This window comes from Adhaeribacter arboris (genome assembly GCF_003023845.1).
In the GTDB taxonomy this organism is placed as follows: Bacteria; Bacteroidota; Bacteroidia; order Cytophagales; family Hymenobacteraceae; genus Adhaeribacter; species Adhaeribacter arboris.
The window spans coordinates 1-25,924 of the sequence record NZ_PYFT01000001.1 but is presented as its reverse complement, the minus strand read 5'-3'; the positions used below and the strand labels follow the sequence as shown (position 1 = coordinate 25,924).

Below are 25,924 nucleotides of genomic sequence, written 5' to 3'. Positions count from 1 at the left end.
ATACTACTGAATCAATATCTGGAAAGCACAAATTACCCTAAAACACCTGCTGAGCGGTTGAATTCTCTTCTTCTGTTTTTATTCTCATTACAGAAGGTAGATGGTGAACAAGTATTTTTGGATTACAATAAACCTTGGATTTTTCTAAAAAACTATTTTTCTAGTCCGAGTGAGTTCTTGTTTTATTTAAAAGGATTAGAGGAAAGCGATTTTATAAACTTTAAGCCACAACCTCAAATACATGATTCAGATTATTCTGGATATTTCCAAATAATACATAAAGGATTAAACCAGGTTGTAGAATTAAGTAAAGTAGAAATTAATTCAAAAACCTGCTTTATGGCTTTTGATAATAGAACCAAACCATATAGAAAAGCGATCAAGAATGCAATTTCAAAAACAGGATACAAAGTGATTATTATTGATGAAGAACACATAAACAGTGATAAAACTATTCCAGATGCAATTCTTTCAGGTATAAAACAATCAAAGTTTTGTGTTGCTGATTTTACGCTTCATAGAAATGGGGTGTACTTTGAAAGTGGATATGCCTTAGGATTAGGTAAGTCTGTAATTTACACCTGCCATAAAGATGATTTTAGTGATTCCCATTTCGACATAAAGCAATTGCAGCATATTATTTATAATACTCCAGAAGACCTAGAGAGAATGCTGGTAGACAAAATAGAGGCCTGGATTAAGTAGGTTGATTTATATTGGTAAGTATAAAGGATTTCATTTCTATTGAGAAGTTGAGGTTATGCGCCATCTTCTAAAACAAAATTCTGCTTTGAAATTTGAGAGAAGTGCTACAATTAGTGATTTTACCAATATTTTTATTTCGAATATTTTAGTTATTTCAAAAAGTCTAGTTGAATGCCACTTTTTAGGAACAGCTTTTTCGTTTGGCTATACAGCACCCCTCTACCTGTACCCCGAAAATAACGGCCAGCAAAGCATCGAGCAAACCGCGGCTAGAACGCCCAACTTAAACCCAACCATCGTCCAGCAAATTGCCGATAATTTAAGTTTAACCTTTACGCCCGAAAAGACCTCCCCAACCCCTCCAAAGGAGGGGCTTTTAGAAGAAGCATCGCTTTCGGGAAGGCTTGGCAAGATTACCAATGAAATGAAAAACCCGAACTCCCCTCCTTCGGTGGGGCTGGGAGAGGCCGGATATATTACCGCAAATCCGTTAACCTATAAGCTCATTAAAGAAATGCGGGATGCTTTAAAAGACAACCCTACCGAAGCGGAAAAAGTAATATGGGAGTATTTACGTAATAAAAAAACCGGCTATAAAATCAGAAGACAACATATTATTGATGATTTTATCATGGACTTTGTTTGTTTACGAAAAAAGTAGTGATCGAAATTGATGGAAAAATTCATTTGCACCAAAAAGAATACGATGCTTTAAGAACGCAGCGATTACATGAATTAGGTTACGAAGTTATCCGTTTCACGAACGCCGAAGTATTCTACAATCCGGCAGCAGTGGCTTCACAAATAACAGCACATCTTGATCATAAAGATTTCCCCAACCCCTCCGGAGAAGAGGCTTTGCACCATAGCTCCCCTCCTTCGGAGGGGTCGGGGGAGGTCGAGGTCTTCGCCCCCATTGATTTACTGGATTATATTTACGCCGTGCTGCACAGCCCCACTTACCGCGAGAAATACAAAGAATTTTAAAAATTGACTTTCCGCGCGTGCCTTATCCCAAAAACCCGGAGCTATTCTGGCAACTGGTGCAACTGGGCGGTGAACTCCGGCAAATCCACTTACTCGAAAGCCCCGCGGTCGAAAATTACCTCACCCAATACCCCGTAGATGGCAGCAACGTAGTGGGCAAAGTAAAATACCAAAACGGCCACGTGTACCTCAACGAAACCCAGTACTTTTCCGATGTGCCCGAAATTGCCTGGAACTTTTACATTGGCGGCTACCAACCCGCCCAAAAATGGCTCAAAGACCGCAAAGACCGGCCACTCGACTTCGACGACATTCTGCATTACCAAAAAATAATCGTCGCCCTCACCGAAACGGCCCGCCTTATGGCTGAAATTGATAAAATACCGCTTGAATAAGGGAGAACCTGTTTTATCAATTACTTTATTCCCTACTGTTTGGATTAACTTACTACCGTTTATTTTGGAATACCTTTTGAAAAATGGATCAGAAAAATAAAAACCGGGCGGGTTTTTAAAACCCGCCCGGTTTACTCCTGCCTTGCGTAAATAATTACGTAACTTCCTGCCGGTTTTTTTCGGCTTTTAACTCTTGTAATTCCTGTTGCAGGTTTATAATAGTGGCCTTTAAAGACCAAATCCGCATACAGCCCAGCCTTTTTACATTAGAAACTTCTTGCTCCGATAACTTTTTGGCCGCTTTGTTCGGTACGGGCAGCCGGTAGCGGACCGCCCGATATGCCGGCTGTAAGCTTTTAATTCTTCTTTTCTTCACCAGAATAACTCCCGCGTGTGCCGGAATAAATTCGAGGCAATTTTTAAGTCTTTCCGGAATAGCAAACCACAATTCTTTGATGCGTTCGGATTGGTGCGCGTGTTGTTTTTCCGCATCTTTTTTTAAATCGGCTTTTGTGCGCTTTATTTCTATTTCAAGGGCATAATTGGCTTTAGTTAAGATGAATAAATCGCATTCGTGCAGCTTCATGCCCCAACTGATATTGGGTACAATAATGTGCCGCCTAACGTCCCATAAATTAGCCACGGCGGTTTCCATTTGGCAAAGAGTGGGCACAGGTTGCTTTTCCGGTTTCATAAATTTTTACTGCCTCTTTATCGCAAAAGAACAAAATAAAGCCCAGCGTTCCATAACAACTATTCCTCCCGCGAAATCTCTGTTTGCAAATAAACTAACCTTAAACCTTTAAAAAAACAGAAGCAAGAAGTTAGAAATTCGGGAATAAAAGAATTTAGGCAGTGCAACCTTGGGCCGCTAGTTTGGTAGCCGCAGATAATGGAGAGCTAGGTAAAAAGCAGTTTACTCGATCATCATTCGAGCATTTTATCGGTCAAGGATTTTACCTTCCGCCAAACTTAGAATGGCCTATTTTTTTAACACCTCGTTGCTACCTTACGTAAACGGGAAGAATGCCGGAATTTAACTACTTCTTGTTGCCGGTATTTTTCCGGGTTTTTAAATGTAATGTATCCTACAAATTCTAATGTTTATATCTTTTAAACCAAGCATCCAATTAAAACCAATACCTGTCCTGGCAATAATTTTTATACTGTCGCTTTTCCTGTTGGCGCTTTTACCAACGTCGGGGCAGGCGCAGCTTACCGCCCTGAAAAAAGAAGCAAGCACCGATACGGTTGCCGTACCCGACTGGCCCGTTGATACCCTGGGCCGGCGTACTCCCCGGGGTACGGTACAAGGCTTTATCCAGGCCATTGCCGACGAAAATTACTCCAAAGCTGCTTATTACTTACACCTCGACCGCAAACAACGCAAGCAAGGCGAGCAACTGGCCCATACCCTGCAACGTTTACTTGACCACGGCGGCAAAATTGTGCCGTACTCTTTAATCAGCGATGCCTACACCGGCCGCACCGACGACAACCTGGGTCCGGACCTGGACCGCGTGGGCTCGGCTACGGCCAACGGCGAAACATTTGATTTGTTCCTGGAAAAAACCGAAGATAAAGCAGGGGGCCCTATTTGGCTGTTTTCCGCGCAAACCGTTCAGCGTATTCCCGAAGAAATGGAACAAACCCCCACCCCGCTCGCCGATAAGATTATGCCCGCCGTGGTGGTAAAAAACAAATGGGGCGGGGTCCCGATTGGGCATTGGTTCGCGATGCTGCTCATTGCGCTCCTGAGTTACGCCTTGGCTTGGAGCGTGGTACGGGCCGTACAGTTTATTTTACAAGTAAGCTGGCGCCGAGCGAAAGAAGAACCAATTGCCGGCGTAATTAAGGCCTTTACCTTACCCGTGCAATTATACCTGGCTCTGTGGTTGTTCTTCCAGTTAAGTCAGCGGGCGGGCATTTCTATTATTGTGCGGCAAAAATTTAGCGTGCTTACCGTAATTATTGGGTTGGCCGTTTTTCTGTTATTGTTGTGGCGACTGGTTGATGTATTTGGCCGGTTTTTAGAACGGCGCATGATCCGGCACCAGCACCAGGCGGGGCTATCGGCGGTACTGTTCCTGCGGCGGGGAGCCAAAATTGCCGTAATTGTACTGGGGGTAATCGGAGTCTTGAGCACCTTGGGTTTTGATGTTACTACGGGTTTAGCGGCTTTGGGAGTAGGTGGTTTGGCTTTGGCCCTGGGCGCTCAGAAAACCGTGGAAAATTTTGTGGGCAGCGTTACCCTTATTGCTGATCAGCCCATTCGGGTAGGCGATTTTTGTAAAGTAGGCGATACCGTGGGCACCGTCGAAACCATTGGCATGCGCTCCACCCGCATCCGCACCAACGACCGCACTGTGGTTACCATTCCCAACGGCGATTTTTCTTCGCAACGCATTGAAAATTACGCCCACCGCGATCGCATCTGGTTTCATCCGACCTTCGGGGTTCGCTGCGATACCAGCCCGAATCAGCTCCGGTATTTGCTCGTGGAACTTCAAACCATTTTGTATTCTCATCCCAAAATTGACCCGGCCTCGGCGCGGGTGCGCTTGGTGGGCATCGGCGAATATTCGTATAACCTGGAAGTTTTCTCGTATGTCCTCACCAGCGATTTTAACCAATTTTTAGAAATCCAAGAAGATTTGTTGCTCCGGATGATGGACGTGGTAGAGGCCAGTGGTTCCGGTTTTGCTTTCCCGTCCCAGACCGTTTACTTGGGCAAGGATACCGGCAAATCAGAAGAAAAAACGCAGGCTGCCGAACAAAAAGTAAAAGAATGGGGCAATGCCCACGACTTGCCGCTTCCTAAATTTAGCGATGATCGCATTCAAAGCCTCCGGAATTCCATTCCCTACCCACCCGAAAACGGGAAAAGTAAATAAGAAATAGTAGGCTGAGTTTTAATGTGATTCATTTAATTGGAAAAAGAAGTTGTTTTTACTAACCTGTGCGAGCGGCATGCCATTATTTTAAGCCAATTAGGTAAAAAGTCTTTCTTCGCAGGTAAGTCTGTTACGTTCTAAAATACACTTCTTTCGCGAGCGTCCTCGCTCGGGAAGATTATCTGGAAGGCCTCTGGCCGAGCGAATCCATACGCCTAATTAAAACTAGTTAATAGCTCTTATTATTTAAGTAACTGTAATTCAAGTATTTTGGGCGGAAAATTTGTAATGATTGAACCTTGTTAAGCAGAAGCATAATAAGAAAGGTGTAGTTAAATGCTACACCTTTCTTATTATTTAAAAAAATTTCAACTTTCAACCTCCATTTTGCTTTTTTTAAAGCTCGATATTAAATCTCAAGAATTGTTAAAGTAAATCAACCGCGTATTGCGACCGAAAAACGGCTTTACTTCTTCCCGGTGGCGGCCCAAAAAATGCCGGCGTACAAATGATTTAAAAAAGCCGGTTCACTGAAATTTGTGGGCAAATGACCCAAAGCGGTATAAAAAGCCCGACCGCCATCGTAATTGTGGTACCAGGCTACCGGATGTACTTTGCCCATGCCCTCTCCTTTTACCCGTCCCCAATCCACTTTCGGGTTATAGGTAGTTTCGTCTACGCTTAAAATGTAATTGAGCCCGGTAGTTTTTTCCGGCCCAAACTCGTACCATTCTTCGGTCCAAAGCCGGTCATCGGCAAAGCCTTGTAAACCCGGAAATTTAGCGTCCAGGATTTTAGTTTTGGCCGTTTGAATGGTAGGGTGAATGTGGAACATGCGGCCGACCAGCTTGGTGTACCAGGGCCACTCGTACTCGGTATCCGAAGCGCTATGAATGCCCACAAAACCTTTGCCCCCTTGAATAAAGCGTTCCAGTACTTTTTGCTGGGTTTCGTCGAAAATATCGCCGGTAGTATTTAAAAAGATGACGGCTTTAAATTGCTCCAGGTATTTATCCGTGAACCCATTCGGGTCTTCCCATAAAACCACGTCGAAATTATTGCGCACGCCCATCTGCTGCAGGGCCAGCACACCCGCGTGCAGCGATTCGTGGTGCCAGCCTTTGGTGGTCGTTACCAGTAATACTTTAAATTGCTTTTGCGCCTGGCTGCTAAACGCGAGGCCAACCTGTAGAAAGAAGAATAAGAGTAGAAATTTAAATTTGTTCATAGCAATTAGTTGAATAAAAAGGGGAAGATAGTAAAATTTTAAATCTCTTCTTGAATCAGAAAGAGGACGGGATAAAATAAGTAGTTCCGCTTTAAAAATGGTTCTATTATAAGTATGAAATGAAGATTCAATTAATCGTGTTTATTTCCTGGCCGATAAATGCTGCTTACCGGGTGATGGATAGTCGACTTTTTTAATCTTAGGGCGAAGCAATTTTTAATTAAAACTTATTCCTTTAATCTCTAAAAAACGGCTAAAAATATATCTGATTTCGTTTTTAAACCTTCGTTCCGTTTTATAATCTAAAGGATTATAAATACATGCATCATGAAAGAAGCACCTCCTTCAGGTTCACAATTTAAACAATTACTTTGTTTTAAAAAATTAACCGTTTTCTTAGCACTGGCTTTACTAGGCAGACTAGCTTTTCCGGAAATTGGAATGGCGCAACGTCCGGATCGGACAAAAACCCACGAAAACAACCGGTCGAATAATCAGGAAACTAATAGCCCAAGCGGACAAGTACACCGATCATCTACCTCCACCCGCAACAGAGATTATTTTAATTCCTACTCCCGTCCGGAACCGAGCCGACAAGAGCGTTACCAACCGCAAGGCCCTAGAAGCCGGGAACTCGCTTATAGAAGTAGCCGGAATTACCGCACTCCCGTAATCCCGAGGTCATCCAAAACCTATTATGTGTCCGGCCGGGATAGAAGTCCGGATTGGCGTTACCGTAACTTACCCAGAAGAGGCTATACCGTAGCTATGGCGCCAGCCCGGGCTATTACCATTGCTTTTGGCGGCCTTTATTTTCATTACGATAATGGCGTTTATTACCGCCCCCTGAACGGCCGTTACGTGGTAGTACCCGCCCCGATTGGTCTTCGTACCCGGGTAATCCCAACGGGATACCTGCGGTTCTTTAGCCACCAACGCTCTTATTACTATTACTACGGCACTTATTACACGCTTCAGAACGGCTACTACGAAGTGGTTAAACCCCCGGTGGGTGCCTTGGTCGAAAGTATTCCGGATGGCTATGAACAAATAGTAATAGACGGCGAAACGTATTATCTGGTAGATGGCGTGCAGTATAAGCCAGTACTCCACCTTAACGAAATCTGGTACGAAGTACTCAAAGTAGACTGATATTTTTCACCTCTATTTTAAATTTAGGGTAAAACGCTCGGGTATTTTCCGAGCGTTTTTTATTCATAATAATAAGCTTTTTAATCGTAAACAATCCCATTGTCAGCCTATGCCATTCATTATTAAATTCCATAAAAGTGCAACAAACTCAATAGTTTTTCGAATCATTATCGGTTTCTATTTGAGCTGGTAAGTTTATCATCCTGAATTAGTTTTGAAAGATTTAATTGGTTACCTGTGACGGCAGCTATCAAATTTGTGCAGATATTATGAAGTAAGAAAACAAAAAAGAGGAGATAGCAGTAGAGGGCTTAAACAGAAATTAGAGGGAAATACCATCTGAAAACAGATTTTATCGGCTAAGGCAACAATTATAAGTTAATCTTATTGGGCTAAATGTTGCAAATCAGGGCTTATTTGTTAATCAAAAGGCTGCTCCCTATATTGTCGCCATAGTGCCCGGACTACTTAATTTTAAAGAAAAGTAGTCGGTAAAAATTAATAAACAATTAAATTTCAACCTAGAGAATAGAAAATGCCTTCCGGACTACTCGCTTTATTAGATGATATTGGTGCCCTGGTAAAAGTTAGCGCCGCCAGCCTGGACGATGTTCCCACGCAGGTGGCCAAAACTACGGGCAAAGTGTCCGGCATTGTGATTGATGATACCGCAGTAACGCCCAAGTACGTGGTAGGACTGGACCCGGCCCGCGAACTGGCCATTATTTTTCAGATTGCCAAAAAATCATTAATTAACAAAGTTGTTTTTTTAGCTCCGGCAGCCTTATTACTCGGTTTTTTTGCTCCTTGGGCCATTCAACCTATTTTAATGCTGGGCGGAGCTTATTTATGTTTTGAGGGCTACGAAAAAGTGCATTCCCTATTTAGCCACCATGAGGTAGCGCACGAAGAACAAGCCGAGCAAGTGAAAGCAATTACACCGGAGGAGCTGGAAAAAGAACGGATAACCAGCGCGGTTCGCACGGATATCATTCTTTCTTCGGAAATCATCGCTATTGCGTACAGCCAGGTGGCCGATAAAACCTTGGTAACTCAAATAATAGTACTATTTGCCGTAGCCGTTTTTATCACGGCGGCCGTCTATGGATTCGTTGGGTTAATTGTAAAAGCCGATGATTTTGGAGTACATCTGGCTAAGGAAAATCATCATTCAAATGTCCGGAATATTGGGCGTGGCATAGTAAAATTTATGCCGCATTTTTTAAAAATTCTCGGCTATGTAGGTACCGCTGCCATGTTGTGGGTCGGCTTTGAAATTATTACTCACGGCATTCCTTTTTTGCATCATTTAGTCGAAAGCCTGGAACATGCGTTAGCGAGTGTGCCTCCGCTGGCCTGGTTAGCCAAGGCCATAGCTTGTGCCATTGGCGGCCTAATTTTAGGTTTTATCATTGAAAAATTTGTAGTTCTTATTCGTAAACTGATTTAAAATAGCTAACAAAATGGTAGTATTAAGTTGAAATAGCTTATCCTTAAGGAAATATATACCTGTTTTCTACCTTAACCTGATTTTGACTAATAACTTATTAAAACAAAAGCCTCAAGGAGTTATATTGCGGCTTTTGCTTTTGGGTTAAATAACCTACAACTGGTTATATTGCAATTCTGATTTGGCAACTTAAATGCAATGCTTACATTTAGGCAGTAATTACATTTTAGATGCAAACGATCACCTTACGCCTGTCAATTCTTTTGTTAACTGGGTTTTGCGTATACTCTTGCACCCGCAACCCTTATGCTGCGACGAATAAATCCTATAAAAAACAGGTCAGAGCTTTTACCCACGACTTGCGGCAAGTTCCGGTTACTACTCCTGGCGCCGATAGTTTGTCCATGGGGACATTTGGGTAGGAGCAACTAATTTTAATATTCGCAAGCCTAATTATGTTATTATCCACCATACGGCCCAAAGTTCTACGGCTCAAACCCTGCAAACGTTCACCCAGACCCGTACCCAAGTAAGCGCCCATTACGTTATCGACCGCAACGGTAAGGTTTACCACATGTTAAACGACTATTTGCGCGCCTGGCACGCCGGAGCCGGAAAATGGGGCAATAATACCGATATAAATTCTTCTTCTATTGGCATTGAACTGGACAACAACGGCTCTGAACCGTTTGCCGAAGCTCAGGTAACAAGTTTGCTAAAGCTGCTGGCCGTTCTGAAAAAAACCTATAACATTCCAACGGCTAATTTCATTGGTCACGCCGATATTGCACCCACTCGTAAAAACGACCCAAACGCTACTTTCCCCTGGCAATTGCTGGCGCAACAAGGCTTTGGTTTATGGTATGATCCTGAGGCGCTGGAAAACGTACTTCCGATCGATACGGCTGCTAATTATGTACTTCCATTATTGGCCGATACCACTCAAATGCCGGTAGATAGCCTGATTAATGCCCGAAATTTACCCGCTAGTTTTAATGCCACCGAAGCTTTACGAATAATTGGTTACGATACCGGCGATTTAGGAGCCGCTATTAAAGCGTTTAAATTGCATTTCATTCAAAACGAAATAGATACCATGCTAACCGAATCGGATAAACGGGTACTTTTTAATTTGTACAAAAAGTATTTATAACTCTATAAAAAGCTTTAGAACTAAAATCGGGGTTTACTGAATGGGAATTTCAGTTTTTAGGAAAAGGCCGGTTGTTTTAACAGAAAGAAATGTATCAAAATAAAAAAGATTGTCTTATATTTCTTTTCCATAATAATCTTTAATCCAAGTTTAGCTTTCACCTACTCGTTATTAATCTAATTATCCATAAACCGAATTTAAAAGAAATTACCATGCCTAACAGACGTTCCTTTTTAAAAACTTCCGGTGCTTTGGCCCTATCCGGTTTGCTGCCGCAGGTAAGCCAAGCAACTTCCTTCTTGCCAAGTCTGGCGGCCAAATACCCGCCTTTTGGGATACAAACCTACACTTTAAACTTTATGCTGAATGGCCCGGATGTAGACACTAAATCGGTTTTAAAACAAATAGCGGCTATCGGCATTAAGGAATTAGAAACGGCTACCGGCACGGCTACTGGGTTGTATTACGGGCATAAACCGAAAGAATTTGGCGCTATGGTAAAAGATTTAGGCATGACTTGGATAGCGAACCATTACGGCGGCCTGCCCAGAACCAGAACTACTCCGCCATCCGCCGCTAGTGGAGCAGTTGGAGCTATTGCTACCCCGCCTACTCCTGGCCGCCCAACCATGCCCGGCGGCCCCCGGACGAATTTAGCCGAGAACCTGCAACAAATTGTGGATGAGGCAGCCGAAGGCGGTTGCTCCTGGGTAGTTTGTTCCAGCTCCGCGGAGTCGACGATGGATGAAATAAAAAGAACAACCGAAATTTTTGCGAAGGCCGGGGAAGCGGCTCAAAAAATAAAATGAAGTTTGCCTACCATAATCACCAGTCGGAATTCGCGAAAGTGGAAGGTATTAGCGCTTACGATTATATTTTAACTAATACCAACAAGAAAGAAGTGTACATGGAACTGGATTTAGCCTGGGCTTTCCTCGCCGGCATGGACCCGGTAGAAATGTTTAAACAATACCCAGGGCGTTTCCCGCTTTGGCACGTGAAAGATATTGATCCCGCCACGAACCGGCCATGCCCGGTAGGAGCCGGTAAATTTGATTTTAAACGGGTGTACGAAAACTCCAAACAATCGGGCGTAACGCATACTTTTATTGAACAAGATGGCGCCAAAACCATCGACGACCCGGCCGCCAGCGTAAAATGGTTGAAAAGTAATATCTACTCCTAACGCAATCCGTTTGATTTAAATGAAATACTTTATTTTGATATGGGTAATGCTTGATTGTGCAAGATGCGGTAGGAGATGCTAGTACAAGTTCGTTCCCGTAAATTTTGCCGAACTTTTGCTTTTAATGCTGAAAGAATAAGGGATAACTAGCATAAATTTACCCTACCTAGTAGCAAAAAGAGAACCCACCGGTATAAACCGGTGGGTTCTCTTTTTGCTTAGAAGCTCCTTATTTTAATTAACTTTTAACATCTTTTACTACATACTCAGATTTAAGCAATACCGGGGTCAAAAGCGCTCTTCCATCCTGTGTAATGAGTTTAAAAACTTATAGGTAGAATAAGGCTTTACCGGGATATTTCAGCAGTTCGCCCATTTCTCCCATCTCGTATTTATCAATAGTTTGCAGAAATAGGAGGTTAGAGCCTGGCGCATTTATAACGCCTTATATTTTAAAAATAAATGTAAGTTATTGAAAAATAGTCTTTACTGACTATTGGAATTGTAATTTAAGTCATCTAAATTGCTATAAGATCATACGGCAAAACTTATAAAAAATATAACTATTTGTTAATACTTTTTTAAACACCAAGCCTCCTTACATCTAACGCAGTCCCTCCTGATAATATCCGCGCAATAGTTACAGAAGAGTTTTAAAGCTTCCACCTTTGCAGTTGCTATTATTACGTCGAAAGACAACCTTAATACGAATTAATGCAAATTTTGAAATTGGGTGCCTATTACCAAATGGGTACAGAGCATTTTCCGGCTTTATTTTCTGACTTACAATCAAACTACTATGATAGCTAAATACTCACATTTAACTCTCTGATAACACTTTCCCGCAAAAATTCACTAACCTAAATAATACCCTTATGAGAGCAGCATCTACTTTTTTATTACTTATTATTGGTTTGTTTTTCATTCACTCCTTATCGGTTAATGCGCAAAGTACGCTGATTATTACGAAGAAACGTCCGGCCCAATTAGATATAAAAGCTTATAAACAAATTGCGATCGGAGATATTGTAGGCCCGAGCGGCGCGAAAAATGAAAAATCGCTGGACCTGACGGATGATTTAACTTCTAAACTATTTAACTCTAATACTTACGAAATAGTAGACCGGAACGCCTTAGCGCAAATTTTATCGTCGCAAAAGAATTCGGAAATAAAAACTATTAACGAAGGTACAGCGGCCGCCCTGAGCAAAAAACTTAGTTCGGCTTTACTCATAATCGGCCGATTGCAAACCGAAACAATTGAGCAAAAACCCATGTCGCAAAAGCAAAGCATAGTAGTGAACGGCTGTAACTATGAACATTGGTGGGAAGCCACTGGCGCCGTCACGATTCAGCTTAAAATTATGGATGTAAAGACGGGTAAAATGCTGTTTTCCAAACCCGTTTCGGCAAAAACAAAACACGAATCCAAGCCGGCATGTACCCCTACCAGTGGGTTTGACCCGGAATCTATTGCCAAAAACTTAATTGCGGAATTGGCTACTGAAATCACGAAAATAGTTATTCCCTACGAAGAAAAGGTGCAGTTAACCTTTGATACACCGGTTATCACTTTAAAAAATCCTTTCAAAAAATTAGGAACTGCTATTAATTACTTAAAGATAGGCGAGCACGATAAAGGTTTAGAAATCCTAAAAGCTTACGCCGACGATACTTCTTTAAAAGAAAATCTCCGGCCAAAAGCAATTTTCAACTACGGCTTGGGCCTTTACGCCAGCGAAAAATATACCGAGGCGCAAGCGCAATTTAAATCCGCACTCGTCCTGACCCCGGATAATCTGTCTTATAAGGGGATGTACGATTTGATTGATAAAGAAAAAGCCGCGGGTAAAGGTTTGGTTGCTAAATAAGTTTAAACGGTTAAAATAATACTACCATGAATATTAAATCTACTTTCATTCTTCTTACTGGTTTGTTACTGACCAACTCTCTGCTCGCGAACGTTTTTCGGGTAAATAATACCTTAACTACGGATAAAGCCCAGAAGATATTTAAAACTATTCAAGAAGCGCACGATGCTACCGATGTAGCTGCCGGCGACACGCTGATGATTGAAGGTACCGCTACTACTTACGACGGTGTAGATCTTACTAAAAGATTAGTACTTATCGGACCAGGTTATTTGCTGGCTCAAAATCCACAGACCCAGGCGAATGGCTCCCAGGCAGTTGTTTTAGGAATTGATATACAATCGGAAGCCAGTGGCAGTATATTAATGGGATTGACCTTCGCTTATAATAGTACTAACTACACGCCACATATTGGTGCCAATAATGTTATTGTGATGCGCTGTTACCTACCTTATCCTATAGAAATGTATAATGAGGTGGTAAATGCACAAATTTTACAAAACTATTTTGAAGGAAATGCATTTACTATAAATTCAACTAACTATACATTTACTGGGATAACTTTTAGAAATAATATTATCGGTGGTGGTGTTAATATTGCTTCTACTAACACTTACCAAAGGGTGTTTTCAGCGGTAGAGAATAATATATTTTTAGGTAATGTAAATCTTACCGCTTCTACCTTCCGGAACAACATAATTGCTGGTAAAAATGCGACCGTTACGGTTAACTCCGGTACGGTTCAGAATAATTTGGTTAGTAACAACCAGTTGCCAGCTACCAACGGTAACCAGACTTACAACGAAGCCCAGCTTTTTGTGGGTGCCGCCGGTAACAGCCCGGACGGGAAATACCAGCTTAAAGCCGATTCACCTTATAAAACTGCTGGTTTAGCGGGTTCCGAACCCGGTGTATTTGGCGGCGGACAGCCTTACGTATTATCGGGTTTGCCGCCCATCCCGTCTATTTACGAATTAACCGCCGAAAGCTTCGGCTCGAAGCAAAACGGCTTACCGGTAAAAATCAAGGCCAAAGCTAACCAATAAAGCCATGCGGTATTTAGCGGTAATCTGGTTTACTCTCTGGGGAGTAACATCAGCCTTTTGCCAAGTGGCGCGGGTAGAATATTTCGTGGATACCGATCCGGGAATTGGCAAAGCTACAAGAAGCTTAACCTTAAACCCCAACGACCTTGGAGTTAAAGATTTTAACTTAGCGCTGACAGATGTTGCGGAAGGCAGCCACATACTTTACGTGCGGGCCAGAGATGCGCAAGGACATTGGTCGCATACGCAAGCGCATAGCTTTTACGTCGTTACCGGCACCACGGCTACCGTGGGCGCTTCCGAGTATTTTATTGATACCGATCCGGGACACGGTAAAGCCACGCCGGTAACCGCCGCCTCTGGTCCCGATGGTTCAGTGCCGTTTGTGGTTTCGTTGGCCGCAGTAACGGAAGGATATCACACCTTATATGTTCGGACGAAAGATAACCAGCAACATTGGTCGCACACGCTAGCGCATAGTTTTTACGTAGTGGCCAATAAAGCTACCGCTATCACCGCTACGGAATATTATCTGGACACCGATCCGGGGATTGGGAAAGCCACGCCGGCAACGGCTACACCCGATGCCGATGGCTATATTCGTTTTGGGGTAGCCTTAACGGAGGCAAGCAAAGGCTTTCATACCTTAGCGGTGCGGACGAAAGATAACCTGGGCCACTGGTCGCAGACGCAGCAGCACGTATTTTATAATAACGCCAGCAGCGGCACGGTAAATATTACCGCACTCAAATACTATTTTACCAGTAACGGCCAAACTTCGGCTACTTATACCTACCAAGCGCCTACTCCAGCGCCTATGGTAGATTTAAATTTCCCCGCCAAATTAAGCGATTTGGAAGGCAACCGCGAATACGTTATGCACATTTGGGCGGTTAATAGCGAAGGCGCCCGTAGCGGCGTAATAACCAAGAAAATCAAAGTTTGCAACGGTGAACCCACTAAAGCCAACTTCGATTTCATACCCTTGGGCACACAGGTAAGCTTCATAGATAGCTCGCGTAATGCTACCAAATACTACTGGGATTTTGGCGATGGTACCGCTGATTCGGTTTCTAATCCGGTGCATACTTATAGCGAAGGCGGCAATTACGAGGTTAAATTAATAGCTTCTAACTTTTGCAATAGCGATACACTAGTTAAAAAAGTAAATGTTTTGTCTTTGCAAAGTATGTATCCAAATGTAGGCGGGAATACGGGAAGTGTCACTGTTACTATCTTAGGCGGTGGTTTTACTAATAAAACAATTATAAAACTAGTAAAAGATGGCGCAGAGATAAAGGGAAGGTACATTATCAATAGTCCAGATGGAAAAAAATTGAATGCAATATTTAATTTATCAGAACAAGAGATTGGCAAATATGATTTACTTATCACCAACGAATCAGATGTTGTTCGTCTTGATAATGCTTTTGCTGTAGAACAAGGACGGCCTCCTAAAATATGGGTAGAAATTGTAGGTAGAAATGTGTTCAGAGCGGGACGACCTGAAACTTTCACAGTAAAGTACGGCAATACTGGGAATGTTGATGCAATTATGACCCCTATAACTTTACTGTACCCGAAGAATGTAAAAGTTGAATTAAAATCTAAACCTGCGAAAATATCAGGTATAAATGGGCTTCCTAATTTTAATGAAGATACAATTTCTTTATATATACCTATTAGGGATTCACTACTTTTACCATTGATCATTCCACTAATATCTGCTAATGGTCAAGGTGAATTTGAAATACTATTGACAGCGGCTGATGAATCAAGTTTTCCTTTATCTGCTTGGGCTAATACCCCCCTCATAGAAAACTTGGCTGATTCTGTTCTAACTACAGGAAGGACAACCGGCGAAAAGTCTAAGATTAATCCTTGTCTTGTAGCCGGAATCGGAGTTGGTTTAGTTGCTGCTGGAGTAGCTGTTGAAGTAGCTGCTGTAGCTTGTCCTGTGGCTGTTGGCGTTGCTGTATTGGATGTATTATCAAACCTTTATGGGTTCTATATGAGTATGCAAAGTATTCAGCTCAACTTTGTATCTGCAACAGATTTTTATTTCTCTACAACAGGGTTATATGGTTCTGTTTTGGGGCTTGGAGCAACACTTCTTGTTTGCGCTGAGGTTGAACTTGGCGCTCCCGTAGCTATGGCAATAACTGGAGTGGGAGCACTTATAGCGGGTTATGGTTTAGCTACGGGATGTGGTGAGGAAGTTGCTTATTATATTATTAATCTTACAAGTAGAGCCTCTTTCGATCCTAATGAAAAAGTTGGTCCTTCAGGGAATACTTTAGAAAATTTTGTAAAAGGGCAAACGCCATTTAGCTACAAGATATACTTCGAGAACAAAGATACAGCTACCGCACCTGCCCAAGAAGTAGTTGTTCTGGACACCTTAGATATTTCCAAGTTCGACTTATCCACCTTTCAACTGCAATCTTTCGGATTTGGAGATACAACTGTTAAATCCATTCCGGCCGGATTACAAGCTTATTCTACCAGCACTTTGTTGCAACGACCTGGCAAACCAGATTTACTAGTAAGAGTAGATGCCAAGTTAGATACCGCAACGGGTATTTTAAAATGGCGTTTTCTTTCGCTCGACCCGGTAACCCGAGAATTGATTGATGACCCGTTGGATGGTTTCCTACCACCTAACAAAACATCCCCAGAAGGAGAAGGCTTTATTTCGTATTCAGTTTTACCGAAAAAGGAATTAGCGCACGGCACGGAGATTAAAAATAAGGCTACCATTTATTTCGATACTAACGCGCCTATCGTTACCAACGAGTTCCTGAACACCATTGACAAGCAAAACCCGGCCAGTAACATCACGGCTTTGCCGCCGGAGACGCAGGATACTACTTTTACCGTTAACTGGAGCGGCACCGATGCGGGCGCCGGGGTGCGGAGTTACGATGTGTATTACGCCGTCAATAATGGCCCCTTCCGGTTGTGGCAATACGATGTAACCGCCGCCGCAGGTAAATTTGCCGGTAAAATAGATTCTTCTTACGCCTTCTACAGCATCGCGAAAGATTACGCCGGCAACATCGAGCAACCTAAAACCACCGCCGAAGCCGCTACTACCGTGGTAAAAAGAGTTACGGGTCTGCCGGGCAATCTACCGGATGGCTTTACCTTCAAGAGTTATCCCAACCCCACCGATAGTAAAGTTTTACTCGAATTTACGCTACCAACTGCGGAGCACATAAGTCTGATATTGTACGATGTCCTGGGCCGGCGAACGACGGTTATGAAAGACAAAAAGTTTGGAGCCGGTACACATACCGTACCCTACGATTTAAAGCAGTTCCCGGCGGGTATGTACATTTGCGAATTAAAAGGAGAAAAGTTTACGACCAACCTTAAAATTTTGAAGCAGTAATTGTGATTAGTACCAGGGATTAAACCCGGTAGGTTTTAAAAACCTACCGGGTTTGCATTATTTTAGAGCAAATTGAAAATGTAGTACATATTCAACTACTTAAACGCAATTTAATCCCGACTAGTAATACCCAATAGTATGAGTTACCTTCCATCAGGTTGATTTAAAAAATTGCTCTAACCCGGCGGGTTTTCAAAACCCGCCGGGTTTAGTATCCTGTGTTATGATAGCTACATGAAGCGATTGGCAATAATACTCCTTATGCAGAAGAATAAAACCTAGCCCGCTAAGGCCAAATACAATATGCGGCTGCTTACCAGAATCACCAGTATTCCTACTAAAATCATTAAACTTTTCACCGGCAAATTTTTAGAAAGATTCGCGGCAATAGGAGCAGCTATTACCCCTCCTAATACTAAGCCGGCGATAATCTGCCAATGATGAATCCCAATCATGGTGAAAAAAGTGAGCGAACTGGAAAGGGCAATAAAAAACTCGGCTAAGTTAACGGAACCAATGGTAAACCGCGGCGGATGTCCGCCGGCAATTAACGTCGAGGAAACAATTGGTCCCCAGCCCCCGCCCCCAACTGAATCCATAAATCCGCCGAATACGGCCAGAGGTGCAATTAATTTTTCTTTTAATTTGGAACGGTTGGGCTTAAAAGCTTTTACAATAATTAAGGCTCCTAATACCAAAGTATACCCGGCCACTAACGGTTTAATAATATAATTGTAATTTTCCAGCTCCGATAAAATATAAGCCCCCATGGCGGCCCCAATTACTCCTGGAATCAACAGCGAGACGAATAACTTGCGGTTCACATTTTTCAACCTTAAGTGCATTAAACCAGAGGCGCCGCTGGTAAAAACTTCGGAGGCATGCACACTGGCGCTGGCTGCCGCCGGAGAAATACCCACTGTAAGCAGGAAAGTAGTGGAAGTTAAACCGTAAGCCATGCCTAGCGCCCCATCTACCATTTGAGCAATAAAGCCACCTAGCATGTATAAAAAGAATTCGGATGTAAGGTTTTGGGCGAGCCAATCGTAGGCAGTACCGGAATTCCGGATAGGTATTTGGCCAATTAGGATTAAAATGGCCGCCAGCAGAAATAATAGGACTGCCCCGCTCATTAATTTACGCTTTAGTTTTCCAGGTTTGCTGGCAACCTCTAAATCAACCGGTATAGTAGCTGAATTTACTTCTGGTTTACTTTCGTTAGCCGAATGGGATGGTAGCATAATTTTACTAATTACAACTTAACTAATTTCATCAATGGTAGATACCGGAAATTTAAAGCCAGAAAACTTTCAATCGAGGCGTATAGGTTAATTAGGCTAATGCAAAACTACTTATTCGATTCATTTAACCGCTAAATATTAGTGGATGTGGTACGAATAAATGAATGAAACCTACCTGAAACTTAATTTTTTAATTCTTGTATGTTTTTTAATCTCAAAAGGTTACCTATATATTCAGAATTTGTTTGAACAATAATCCGGGAGCCTTTCACGGTTTTAACTAAATTCTAAATAAATTTTATAAAATAGCATCTAAGGTTTTATAGGAGAGGCAGTTATTAGTGCCGGTAGAGGGCAGGCTAATTTTCAGGCGGGATGATCGCGTTTTACTAATAAGTTCTATCGCTTTATAAATACCCGGCTATAATTTTTTACCATATTAGATGCTTTCCAGAACACTTTCCTAGTAGGTAGGTGATACAAACGTTAATTTATTTTCTTAATGTTCCTCAACGGCGGGATTAGGTAATTTCAACGGTAAAACGGGAATAATCTATAACTAAAGATTAGACACATACGGCAATAAAGCAGCGGCGAGTCACTTAATGAACCGCTACTTTATCTACCGTAAGTTAAAAATTACAAGTTTGGCTGCGGCGTAGTACGCAGATAAGGTTTAATTATTTTATGACCTTTCGGAAATTTGGCGGGTATGTCTTCGGTAGCAATTGCTGGTACAATTATGCAGTCCTGACCGTTTTCCCAATTAGCGGGGGTAGATACACTGTAATTAGCAGTAAGCTGCAGCGAATCAATTACCCGTAAAATTTCGGCAAAATTACGGCCGGTAGATGCCGGATAGGTTAACGTTAGTTTTATTTTTTTATCCGGCCCAATAACGAAAACGGAACGAACCGTAGCCGTATCGCTGGCATTCGGGTGAATCATGTCATACAAATTGGCTACTTCCTTATTAGGATCCGCAATTAACGGGAAATTGACCGTAGTATCTTGCGTTTCGTTGATATCTTTAATCCACCCCGCGTGCGAATCAATCGGATCAACACTAATTGCAATTACCTTAGTATTACGCTTATCAAACTCGTTTTTAATGCGAGCTACCGCACCTAGTTCAGTGGTGCAAACAGGAGTATAATCACGCGGATGCGAAAACAAAACGGCCCAACCATCACCAATCCATTCGTGGAAGTGAATAACGCCTTCCGACGTTTCTGCTGTAAAATCGGGGGCAATGTCCCCTAATCGTAACGCCATAGTTTTTTTATTTTAGATTAATAAAGATTTTTATGGAAAGTTATAAATTTTAGTAGTTTAATTTAAAATATTCGCTAAAAAATCACTCTTCGCTTCGCCTGGAAAAGCCTGGGTTAAATAAACAGAAGGACTTAATTAATTTCTTATTTAGCCGGCCTGCCGCTTCTCCAAATGCAATTGTTGTTTTTGCAGTAACTGCGTTTCGAGGTAATTGATGGGTTTGATGTTTTCAAAAACAATACTTAACTCTTGTTCTAGCTCGGGCAACCGGTTTACGGCCACCCGCACTTTTATCAATTGTTTTTCCGGATCTACCTGCGCGTGATGGTGCAGAAAATAACTTTTGCGTAAAAGAGTATCCGAGAATAAAGTAAAAGCTTCGGAACTAGTAGAAAATTGGAACGTTAAACTTTCGCCAAATGAACTTTGCCAGGTTAATAAATCCTGACCGGTAGAATTAACCGCTAAAGCTTTATTTCCGGTTTTCGCGTGCAACCATTTTAAAAGTGCCACTGAATTTCGCACTTGGGCCTGAAACGATTTAATTAATTTCTGCAGTTCGAGTACAAGGCTCTTATGAAGAATGGTAATCTTTGGTTTACGATTAACCAGCGGTACTACCGGTAAAGAATTTGGGGCAACTAATACGTTGTTTTCGTTTTTAACTAATGAGTGAAAGGAAGTAGCAAAAGAATTCGTATAGACAGAAGTAACAGCTTTCATGCGATAAATTTTTAAAGTAGAACATTGATTCTTAACTGAATTTGCCAGCACCGCCATTCTACTTCGGTCCGGCCGCTAGCTACAACAACCCCGCATACAACAGAGGCCATAAATCTTTGAAAGCGTTTTCATTTTGTTCATCGTGTTTTACGGTTTATATAACCACTAAGCCTTCTTTTTGTTATAGGAAAACTTGATTGGTAAACATAATTATTTATTCAATAATCCGTCAATAGTTAAAGCTACGTAATATAAACCGCCAATAGTTGGTCCGGCCGCGTACTGAATATAGCGTTGGTTAAAGACGTTGGCGCCGCCGGCTTTAATAGTAGTATTGATTTTTGGCACCCGATAAGTAACCTGCGCGTCGAAAGTATGGTATGCTGGTACAACCCCGTTAGCTAAAGGACTTTCCCACAAGAAAGAATCCTGCCATTTCCAAACAATATTAAAACCTACATTCTTCACTACCTCCCGGTTCCCGATGGATAAGTTAGTAATAAATTTGGGCGTATTAAAACCGGTTACAAAAACATCTTTTTCTTCGTTGGTTTTGATATTATTGTAGTTTACATTACCAGCCAGGGTAAATTTCTGGTAAAAATTATAAGTAATCCCCAACGAAGAACCGTAGTTGTTATACTTATTTTTAGCGTTGGTATATACCCGGTAACGGGTTTGTTTGCTGCGGTTAACGGCTAACATATCCGTTACCGATGCATCCGTACCTACTTTATCCGAAGCGGGTACTGCAACCTCTACCTGGCCCAAAAAGCCGCTGTATTCGTTGGTGTACGCGTCTATATCTACTATTAATTTATTTTCCAGCAAAACGCTCTTATAACCCACTTCAAAAGAATTAATGCGTTCCGGACGAGTAGCGGATAAATTTGTCGCTTCCAGTAAGGCCCGGTTTTTTAAGGCGGCATCGTTAATGGCTAGTCCGGCAGTAACATCTTTATTTACAGCCGCATTAAAAGTGTTTACCGAGGCCAAGGTATACGAATTATCCAGGTAACCTAAACCTTCGTTAATGTACGATAATCCTCCTACTCGACGCACATTTCCATTATTTACGTAAGATAAGGCCTCAAACAACGAAGGAAACCGGAATCCATTCTGGAACGAAGCCCGGAAGTTATGCTGCTCCGAAAGCGTATATACCGCTGCTACCCGAGGGTTTAACTTAGGATCGAATTCCGGGTTGTAATCCAGGCGCAATGAGCCGAATAGTTTCAATTTATTATCGAATAAAGTTTTTGTAACCTGACCGAAGCCCCCGATTTTTTTGTAGTACACATTGTTACCACCCGGAAGCGTTCTTTCGTCAATGGGTCGCGAGAAATCCACGAAGTTGTTGCCATCCGGAATAATTTCATACACGCGGGCATCTACCCCAACCAGTACATTCACGAATTTAATTTTATCGCCAAAGTCGTATTGTCCTTCGGTGTGATAAAGGCGGCTCATTTGCTTTAACCAAGCCCCACCAGTTGCTGGCGCTCCCGGAATAACCGCTCCGTGATCCCAATTATTAATACCTCTGATAGTATTTTTTAAATTCTCGAAGGCTGGTGTTCCCGGCTCCGCTCGGCCCTGGTCGGCGGCTTGCCGGGCAATTTGCATGGCAGTGGCCAGATCCGTTCCTTTATTTAATTCTCCTTGCAAAGCCGTTTTATATTTACCGCCCCAAACCTGGTTCGTACCGCCGCCGGTAATATCCAGGTTATCCACCATTGGTTTTACGTTATACGAATCGCCGGTATTTTCAATGGAGGCGTAGGCCCGCACGAAGTAATTAGTGCCTTTTAACTCCAAGCGGTGATTTTGAACCCGCACATTGTCTAACTGAATTTTATTACCGCGCTGGAAAACTCCGTCCATTTTGCCAATCCGGTAGCCGTAAGAAAGTTCCGCATTGTCGTTTAAGCGGTAATGAAGGGCCGCATCAAATTTTAAATTATCTACAATCGGACTAACAATATCGCGCTCCCAGTAACCGGTTCTTCTTACCAGAAAAGTTTGGTTTTTACCTTGGTATTGAATGCCGCTTAAGGTTACTGCATTGTTATTTTCGTCGCCGTATTTATTCCAGGCATCGTAAGCCGGATTATTAGCGCCGGCTAATTCCGGAAAGCTTGGATTGGCGGTATTCAAATTATTGGGATTTTGGTCGGTCGCCGTATTGGAACGCCAATCGGTACCCCGCATGTAGCTCCCGTTAATTTTAAAGGCCCACTTATTATTAAAAGCTTTGGCGTAGCGAATAGCCGTTTCGGTTAACACACTCGGGTCATGATCAATGCCATCTACGTGGTTCACGCCCGTTTTTTGGTAAACACTTAAACCTTGGTGTAAAAAAGGACTTTTGGTAATCAGGTTAGCCATACCATTTATGGCATTCATGCCGTACAAGGCCGAGGCCGCACCAGGGGTAATTTCTACGCTGGCAATATCTAATTCCGTTGGTCCAATGGCATTACCTAGGGGCACCCCCAGGGTTGCGGCCTGCATGTCTACCCCATCCACCAATTGCATAAACCGGAAATTATTCGGAATATTAAAACCGCGGGTATTTGGCACTTTAAAGGTAAGGCTGGAAGTAGTCATTTGCACGCCTTTCACATTTTCCAGGGCATCATAAAAGCTGGGAGCCGGCGTATCTTTAATGGCCCGAATATCTAATTTCTCAATGGCGACCGGCGATTTAAGAATGCTTTCCTCTACGCGCGAAGCCGTAATTACCACTTCTTTCCCGAGTACGGTTTGCGTAACCATGGCTACATTTAGTTTGGAGCCAACACCCTTTACTTCATACTCTTGCTGCTGAAAACCAACCGAAGAGAAAACTAAGGTAAACGGAAAACGCAACCTGGTTCGTAAGGAGAAATCACCGGAGTTGTTTGTTACGGTGCCCGTAACGGTGCCTTTTACGTACACACTTACTCCTGGTAAAGGGCCTTTTGCTTCCTGATCTGTAACCTGACCGGAAATTTCAATAATGTTATTTTCCTGACCATAAACAGTCAGACACGTGAGGAGCAAAGAATAAGTGAGTAAAAGTAATTTCTTCATTTTTATTAAAAGGATAGCTAATTGTTTTCTTGTTTTTAGTTACTGGTTTTCTAGATTTAGTAGTTGCAGATTTAATTATTTTTTATTAGTTCAGGTAAATTTTTAAGTATTTTCGCCGCAACCCGAACTTTTAAAGTGCATTTACACCATTGTTTCCCGCTTGCCGGTTATATTTTTCTACTTTTTAGCCGGAGTTCTACAAAAGCAAACACATATTGTCTACAGAAATTATAGACAAATAAAGAAAGAAGTTTTGATAGTGGCAAATATTTTTTTTAAGCCAGCAAAGAATTTATTTTTTCGAGGTCGGTTAAGTAGGTAGTATCCAGAATATTGGCGGTGGCATCGCGCACCTTTTTCATTACAATCCGGATTTCGCAGGTTACTTCGTCCACGCACTCGTCGCATTTGCGGTAATACAAATGACTCACGCACGGAATAGGCGCTAAGGGCCCGTCAATCATGCGAATAACATTACCTACGGAGATTTGAGTGGGATCTTTTACCAAAGCGTAGCCCCCGTTTTTACCGCGGGTACTTTGCAACAAGCCTTGAGTTTTTAAATCAACCAGAATGGCTTCCAGGAATTTCCGGGGAATACGTTCCCGTTCGGAAATATCCGAAATTAATATAAGGCCTTTGTCGGCGTTTTTAGTGAGGTATAATAGGGCTTTTAGGGCGTACTTCGCTTTTTTAGAAAGCATATTATTGTTATAGCCGGCAATTAGCCGGTTTTTACTTTAAATTTCTTTTGTAATTCCTGAATAGAAGCTTTAAATTTTTTATCGGTATCAATTAAATCCGAAACCGTTTGCACCGAGTGAATAACGGTACTGTGGTCGCGGCCGCCAAAGTGGTAACCAATGGATTTTAGCGAATGGCTCGTAAATTCTTTCGCGAAATACATAGCTACTTGGCGGGCAGTTACAATTTCTTTTTTCCGGGTTTTAGCTTTCAGCGAATCCAAGGTCACATCAAAATACTCTGCCACCGTTTTCTGAATAAAATCCAGGTTTACTTCAGTTTCAACGTCTTCGATAATGTGTTTTAAAGCATTTTTGGCCAGTTCTAAGTCTATTTCTTTACGATTAAGGGAGGACTGGGCAATTAAGGAAATAAGTACGCCTTCCAGTTCCCGCACGTTGGTATCCACGGAATAAGCCAAGTACTCGATCACGTTATTCGGAATATCAATCCCATCGGCCTGCATTTTCTTTTGGATAATGGCCATCCGGGTTTCAAAATCCGGGCTTTGCAAATCTGCGGTTAATCCCCATTTAAAGCGCGAAAGTAAGCGCTCTTCTAAACCTTTTAATTTGGGCGGCGCGCAATCCGAAGTCATAACGATTTGTTTGCCGGATTGGTGCAGGTGGTTAAAAATATGAAAAAACATTTCCTGCGTTTTTTCTTTGCCGCTCAAAAATTGCACGTCGTCAATTATTAAAATATCTACGAGCAGGTAAAAATTGGCAAAATCCTGCACCGTATTCGTTTTTAATGATTCGATAAACTGATTAACGAATTTTTCCGAGGAAACGTACAATACAAATTTTTCGGGCCAGGTACTTTTAATATGATTGCCAATGGCGTGGACCAAATGGGTTTTGCCTAAACCCACACCGCCGTATACCATTAAAGGATTAAAGGAAGTAGTGCCCGGTTTGGTGGCTACCGCGTACCCGGCCGAGCGGGCCAATCGGTTACAATCACCTTCAATGTAGTTTTCGAAATTATAAGAGCCATTGAGCTGCGAGTTAAAAAAATTGCGGTCAATGGTTTTAGAATCAAAAGGGTTTTTCAGGAAATGCTGTTCGGGCTGATACGAATTGGTGATAGCCGTTGGAATCTTTTTGGTAGGAATATTAACCGTTTGCGGCTTATTAAAATCGTTGCCCCGGTCCACAATAATAGAATACTCGAGCCGGCCCTCGTTCCCTAGTTCCTGATAAATAACTTTTTTTAACAAACCTACATAGTGTTCTTCCAGCCATTCGTAAAAAAACTGGCTCGGCACTTGTATGGTCAGCACATTATCTTTCAGTAATAAAGGCACGATAGGCACAAACCACGTTTTGTAGCTTTGCTCTCCTATGCTGTCTTTAATTACTTGCAGACAGTTCTTCCATACTGTCGTACAGTCTTTGATCAT

The 25,924-nt window shown here is 42.3% G+C and carries 19 protein-coding genes and 2 pseudogenes; 12 read left to right on the top strand and 9 right to left on the bottom strand.

Going from position 1 to position 25,924, the window contains the following annotated elements:
* The first annotated feature begins 57 nt into the window (after nucleotides 1–57).
* A complete protein-coding gene (locus AHMF7605_RS00095; protein ID WP_106925257.1) occupies nucleotides 58–705 on the top strand; it encodes a hypothetical protein in 648 nt (215 codons plus the stop codon).
* 55 nt (nucleotides 706–760) lie between these two features.
* Nucleotides 761–2,087 (top strand): annotated as a pseudogene (locus tag AHMF7605_RS31045) (type ISP restriction/modification enzyme).
* A 154-nt stretch (nucleotides 2,088–2,241) separates the two neighbouring features.
* Here AHMF7605_RS31045 and AHMF7605_RS00080 read toward each other — a convergent pair.
* The gene (locus tag AHMF7605_RS00080; protein WP_106925255.1) at nucleotides 2,242–2,781 is read right to left on the bottom strand and encodes a hypothetical protein; all 540 of its coding nucleotides are present in this window, start codon (nucleotides 2,779–2,781) and stop codon (nucleotides 2,242–2,244) included.
* Nucleotides 2,782–3,268: 487 nt separating this feature from the next.
* On the opposite strand from AHMF7605_RS00080, the gene AHMF7605_RS00075 reads away from it, so the two are divergent.
* A complete protein-coding gene (locus tag AHMF7605_RS00075) occupies nucleotides 3,269–4,981 on the top strand; it encodes a mechanosensitive ion channel family protein (RefSeq protein WP_233218714.1) in 1,713 nt (570 codons plus the stop codon).
* 466 nt (nucleotides 4,982–5,447) lie between these two features.
* Here AHMF7605_RS00075 and AHMF7605_RS00070 read toward each other — a convergent pair whose 3' ends face one another.
* Nucleotides 5,448–6,209, bottom strand: coding sequence for a ThuA domain-containing protein (locus AHMF7605_RS00070; RefSeq protein WP_106925251.1), 762 nt, complete (start codon nucleotides 6,207–6,209; stop codon nucleotides 5,448–5,450).
* 327 nt (nucleotides 6,210–6,536) lie between these two features.
* Between AHMF7605_RS00070 and AHMF7605_RS00065 the strand changes: the two genes are divergently transcribed.
* Both AHMF7605_RS00065 and AHMF7605_RS00060 read left to right on the top strand, forming a co-directional pair.
* Nucleotides 6,537–7,361: a DUF6515 family protein gene (locus AHMF7605_RS00065; RefSeq protein ID WP_106925249.1), complete on the top strand. Its 825-nt coding sequence runs from the start codon at nucleotides 6,537–6,539 to the stop codon at nucleotides 7,359–7,361.
* Nucleotides 7,362–7,896: 535 nt separating this feature from the next.
* Nucleotides 7,897–8,811, top strand: a complete 915-nt coding sequence (locus AHMF7605_RS00060) for a DUF808 domain-containing protein (RefSeq protein WP_106925247.1) — start codon at nucleotides 7,897–7,899, stop codon at nucleotides 8,809–8,811.
* Between the two features lie 325 nt (nucleotides 8,812–9,136).
* Here the strand turns inward: AHMF7605_RS00060 and AHMF7605_RS30355 are convergent, their stop codons facing one another.
* Nucleotides 9,137–9,385: a hypothetical protein gene (locus AHMF7605_RS30355; protein ID WP_233218704.1), complete on the bottom strand. Its 249-nt coding sequence runs from the start codon at nucleotides 9,383–9,385 to the stop codon at nucleotides 9,137–9,139.
* Here AHMF7605_RS30355 and AHMF7605_RS00055 point away from each other — a divergent pair.
* From AHMF7605_RS00055 to AHMF7605_RS31260, 7 genes and pseudogenes are all read left to right on the top strand, one after another.
* On the top strand, nucleotides 9,272–9,964 hold the full coding sequence (locus tag AHMF7605_RS00055) for an N-acetylmuramoyl-L-alanine amidase (protein WP_317046573.1): 693 nt from the start codon (nucleotides 9,272–9,274) through the stop codon (nucleotides 9,962–9,964). The two genes, AHMF7605_RS30355 and AHMF7605_RS00055, sit on opposite strands and share 114 nt — an antisense overlap.
* A 212-nt stretch (nucleotides 9,965–10,176) precedes the next feature.
* Nucleotides 10,177–10,773 carry a twin-arginine translocation signal domain-containing protein gene (locus tag AHMF7605_RS30350; RefSeq protein WP_233218694.1) on the top strand — a complete coding sequence of 199 codons (597 nt, stop codon included), beginning with the start codon at nucleotides 10,177–10,179 and terminating at the stop codon, nucleotides 10,771–10,773.
* On the top strand, nucleotides 10,770–11,150 hold the full coding sequence (locus AHMF7605_RS30345; RefSeq protein WP_233218673.1) for a sugar phosphate isomerase/epimerase family protein: 381 nt from the start codon (nucleotides 10,770–10,772) through the stop codon (nucleotides 11,148–11,150). Before AHMF7605_RS30350 ends, AHMF7605_RS30345 begins: the two co-directional genes overlap by 4 nt.
* Nucleotides 11,151–12,025: 875 nt before the next feature.
* Nucleotides 12,026–13,021, top strand: a complete 996-nt coding sequence (locus AHMF7605_RS00045) for a CsgG/HfaB family protein (protein ID WP_106925245.1) — start codon at nucleotides 12,026–12,028, stop codon at nucleotides 13,019–13,021.
* A gap of 26 nt (nucleotides 13,022–13,047) precedes the next feature.
* Entirely contained in the window at nucleotides 13,048–14,067 is a 1,020-nt protein-coding gene (locus AHMF7605_RS00040; RefSeq protein ID WP_106925243.1) for a hypothetical protein, read from the top strand.
* 4 nt (nucleotides 14,068–14,071) lie between these two features.
* Nucleotides 14,072–16,501, top strand: a pseudogene (locus AHMF7605_RS31265) (PKD domain-containing protein); the annotation flags it as partial.
* A 192-nt stretch (nucleotides 16,502–16,693) separates the two neighbouring features.
* The gene (locus AHMF7605_RS31260; protein ID WP_449369328.1) at nucleotides 16,694–17,461 is read left to right on the top strand and encodes a T9SS type A sorting domain-containing protein; all 768 of its coding nucleotides are present in this window, start codon (nucleotides 16,694–16,696) and stop codon (nucleotides 17,459–17,461) included.
* 278 nt (nucleotides 17,462–17,739) lie between these two features.
* On the opposite strand, the gene AHMF7605_RS00030 is transcribed toward AHMF7605_RS31260, so the two are convergent.
* The 6 genes from AHMF7605_RS00030 to dnaA form a co-directional block, all read right to left on the bottom strand.
* Nucleotides 17,740–18,702: a sulfite exporter TauE/SafE family protein gene (locus AHMF7605_RS00030; protein ID WP_106925239.1), complete on the bottom strand. Its 963-nt coding sequence runs from the start codon at nucleotides 18,700–18,702 to the stop codon at nucleotides 17,740–17,742.
* Nucleotides 18,703–19,341: 639 nt separating this feature from the next.
* Nucleotides 19,342–19,977 carry a peroxiredoxin gene (locus AHMF7605_RS00025; RefSeq protein ID WP_106925237.1) on the bottom strand — a complete coding sequence of 212 codons (636 nt, stop codon included), beginning with the start codon at nucleotides 19,975–19,977 and terminating at the stop codon, nucleotides 19,342–19,344.
* A gap of 147 nt (nucleotides 19,978–20,124) precedes the next feature.
* Entirely contained in the window at nucleotides 20,125–20,700 is a 576-nt protein-coding gene (locus AHMF7605_RS00020) for a hypothetical protein (protein WP_106925235.1), read from the bottom strand.
* Between the two features lie 210 nt (nucleotides 20,701–20,910).
* A complete protein-coding gene (locus tag AHMF7605_RS00015; protein ID WP_106925233.1) occupies nucleotides 20,911–23,775 on the bottom strand; it encodes a TonB-dependent receptor in 2,865 nt (954 codons plus the stop codon).
* A 275-nt stretch (nucleotides 23,776–24,050) separates the two neighbouring features.
* Entirely contained in the window at nucleotides 24,051–24,479 is a 429-nt protein-coding gene (locus tag AHMF7605_RS00010) for an RrF2 family transcriptional regulator (protein WP_106925231.1), read from the bottom strand.
* A gap of 20 nt (nucleotides 24,480–24,499) precedes the next feature.
* A partial coding sequence (gene dnaA / locus AHMF7605_RS00005) for a chromosomal replication initiator protein DnaA (protein WP_106925229.1) occupies nucleotides 24,500–25,924 on the bottom strand: 1,425 nt, incomplete at its 5' end.

Coding starts and splice junctions, on each gene's coding strand:
- AHMF7605_RS00080 (WP_106925255.1), bottom strand. CDS start 2,781: ATGAAACCGGAAAAGCAACCTGTGCCCACTCTTTGCCAAATGGAAACC.
- AHMF7605_RS00070 (WP_106925251.1), bottom strand. CDS start 6,209: ATGAACAAATTTAAATTTCTACTCTTATTCTTCTTTCTACAGGTTGGC.
- AHMF7605_RS00065 (WP_106925249.1), top strand. CDS start 6,537: ATGAAAGAAGCACCTCCTTCAGGTTCACAATTTAAACAATTACTTTGT.
- AHMF7605_RS00060 (WP_106925247.1), top strand. CDS start 7,897: ATGCCTTCCGGACTACTCGCTTTATTAGATGATATTGGTGCCCTGGTA.
- AHMF7605_RS30350 (WP_233218694.1), top strand. CDS start 10,177: ATGCCTAACAGACGTTCCTTTTTAAAAACTTCCGGTGCTTTGGCCCTA.
- AHMF7605_RS30345 (WP_233218673.1), top strand. CDS start 10,770: ATGAAGTTTGCCTACCATAATCACCAGTCGGAATTCGCGAAAGTGGAA.
- AHMF7605_RS00045 (WP_106925245.1), top strand. CDS start 12,026: ATGAGAGCAGCATCTACTTTTTTATTACTTATTATTGGTTTGTTTTTC.
- AHMF7605_RS00040 (WP_106925243.1), top strand. CDS start 13,048: ATGAATATTAAATCTACTTTCATTCTTCTTACTGGTTTGTTACTGACC.
- AHMF7605_RS00030 (WP_106925239.1), bottom strand. CDS start 18,702: ATGCTACCATCCCATTCGGCTAACGAAAGTAAACCAGAAGTAAATTCA.
- AHMF7605_RS00025 (WP_106925237.1), bottom strand. CDS start 19,977: ATGGCGTTACGATTAGGGGACATTGCCCCCGATTTTACAGCAGAAACG.
- AHMF7605_RS00020 (WP_106925235.1), bottom strand. CDS start 20,700: ATGAAAGCTGTTACTTCTGTCTATACGAATTCTTTTGCTACTTCCTTT.
- AHMF7605_RS00015 (WP_106925233.1), bottom strand. CDS start 23,775: ATGAAGAAATTACTTTTACTCACTTATTCTTTGCTCCTCACGTGTCTG.
- AHMF7605_RS00010 (WP_106925231.1), bottom strand. CDS start 24,479: ATGCTTTCTAAAAAAGCGAAGTACGCCCTAAAAGCCCTATTATACCTC.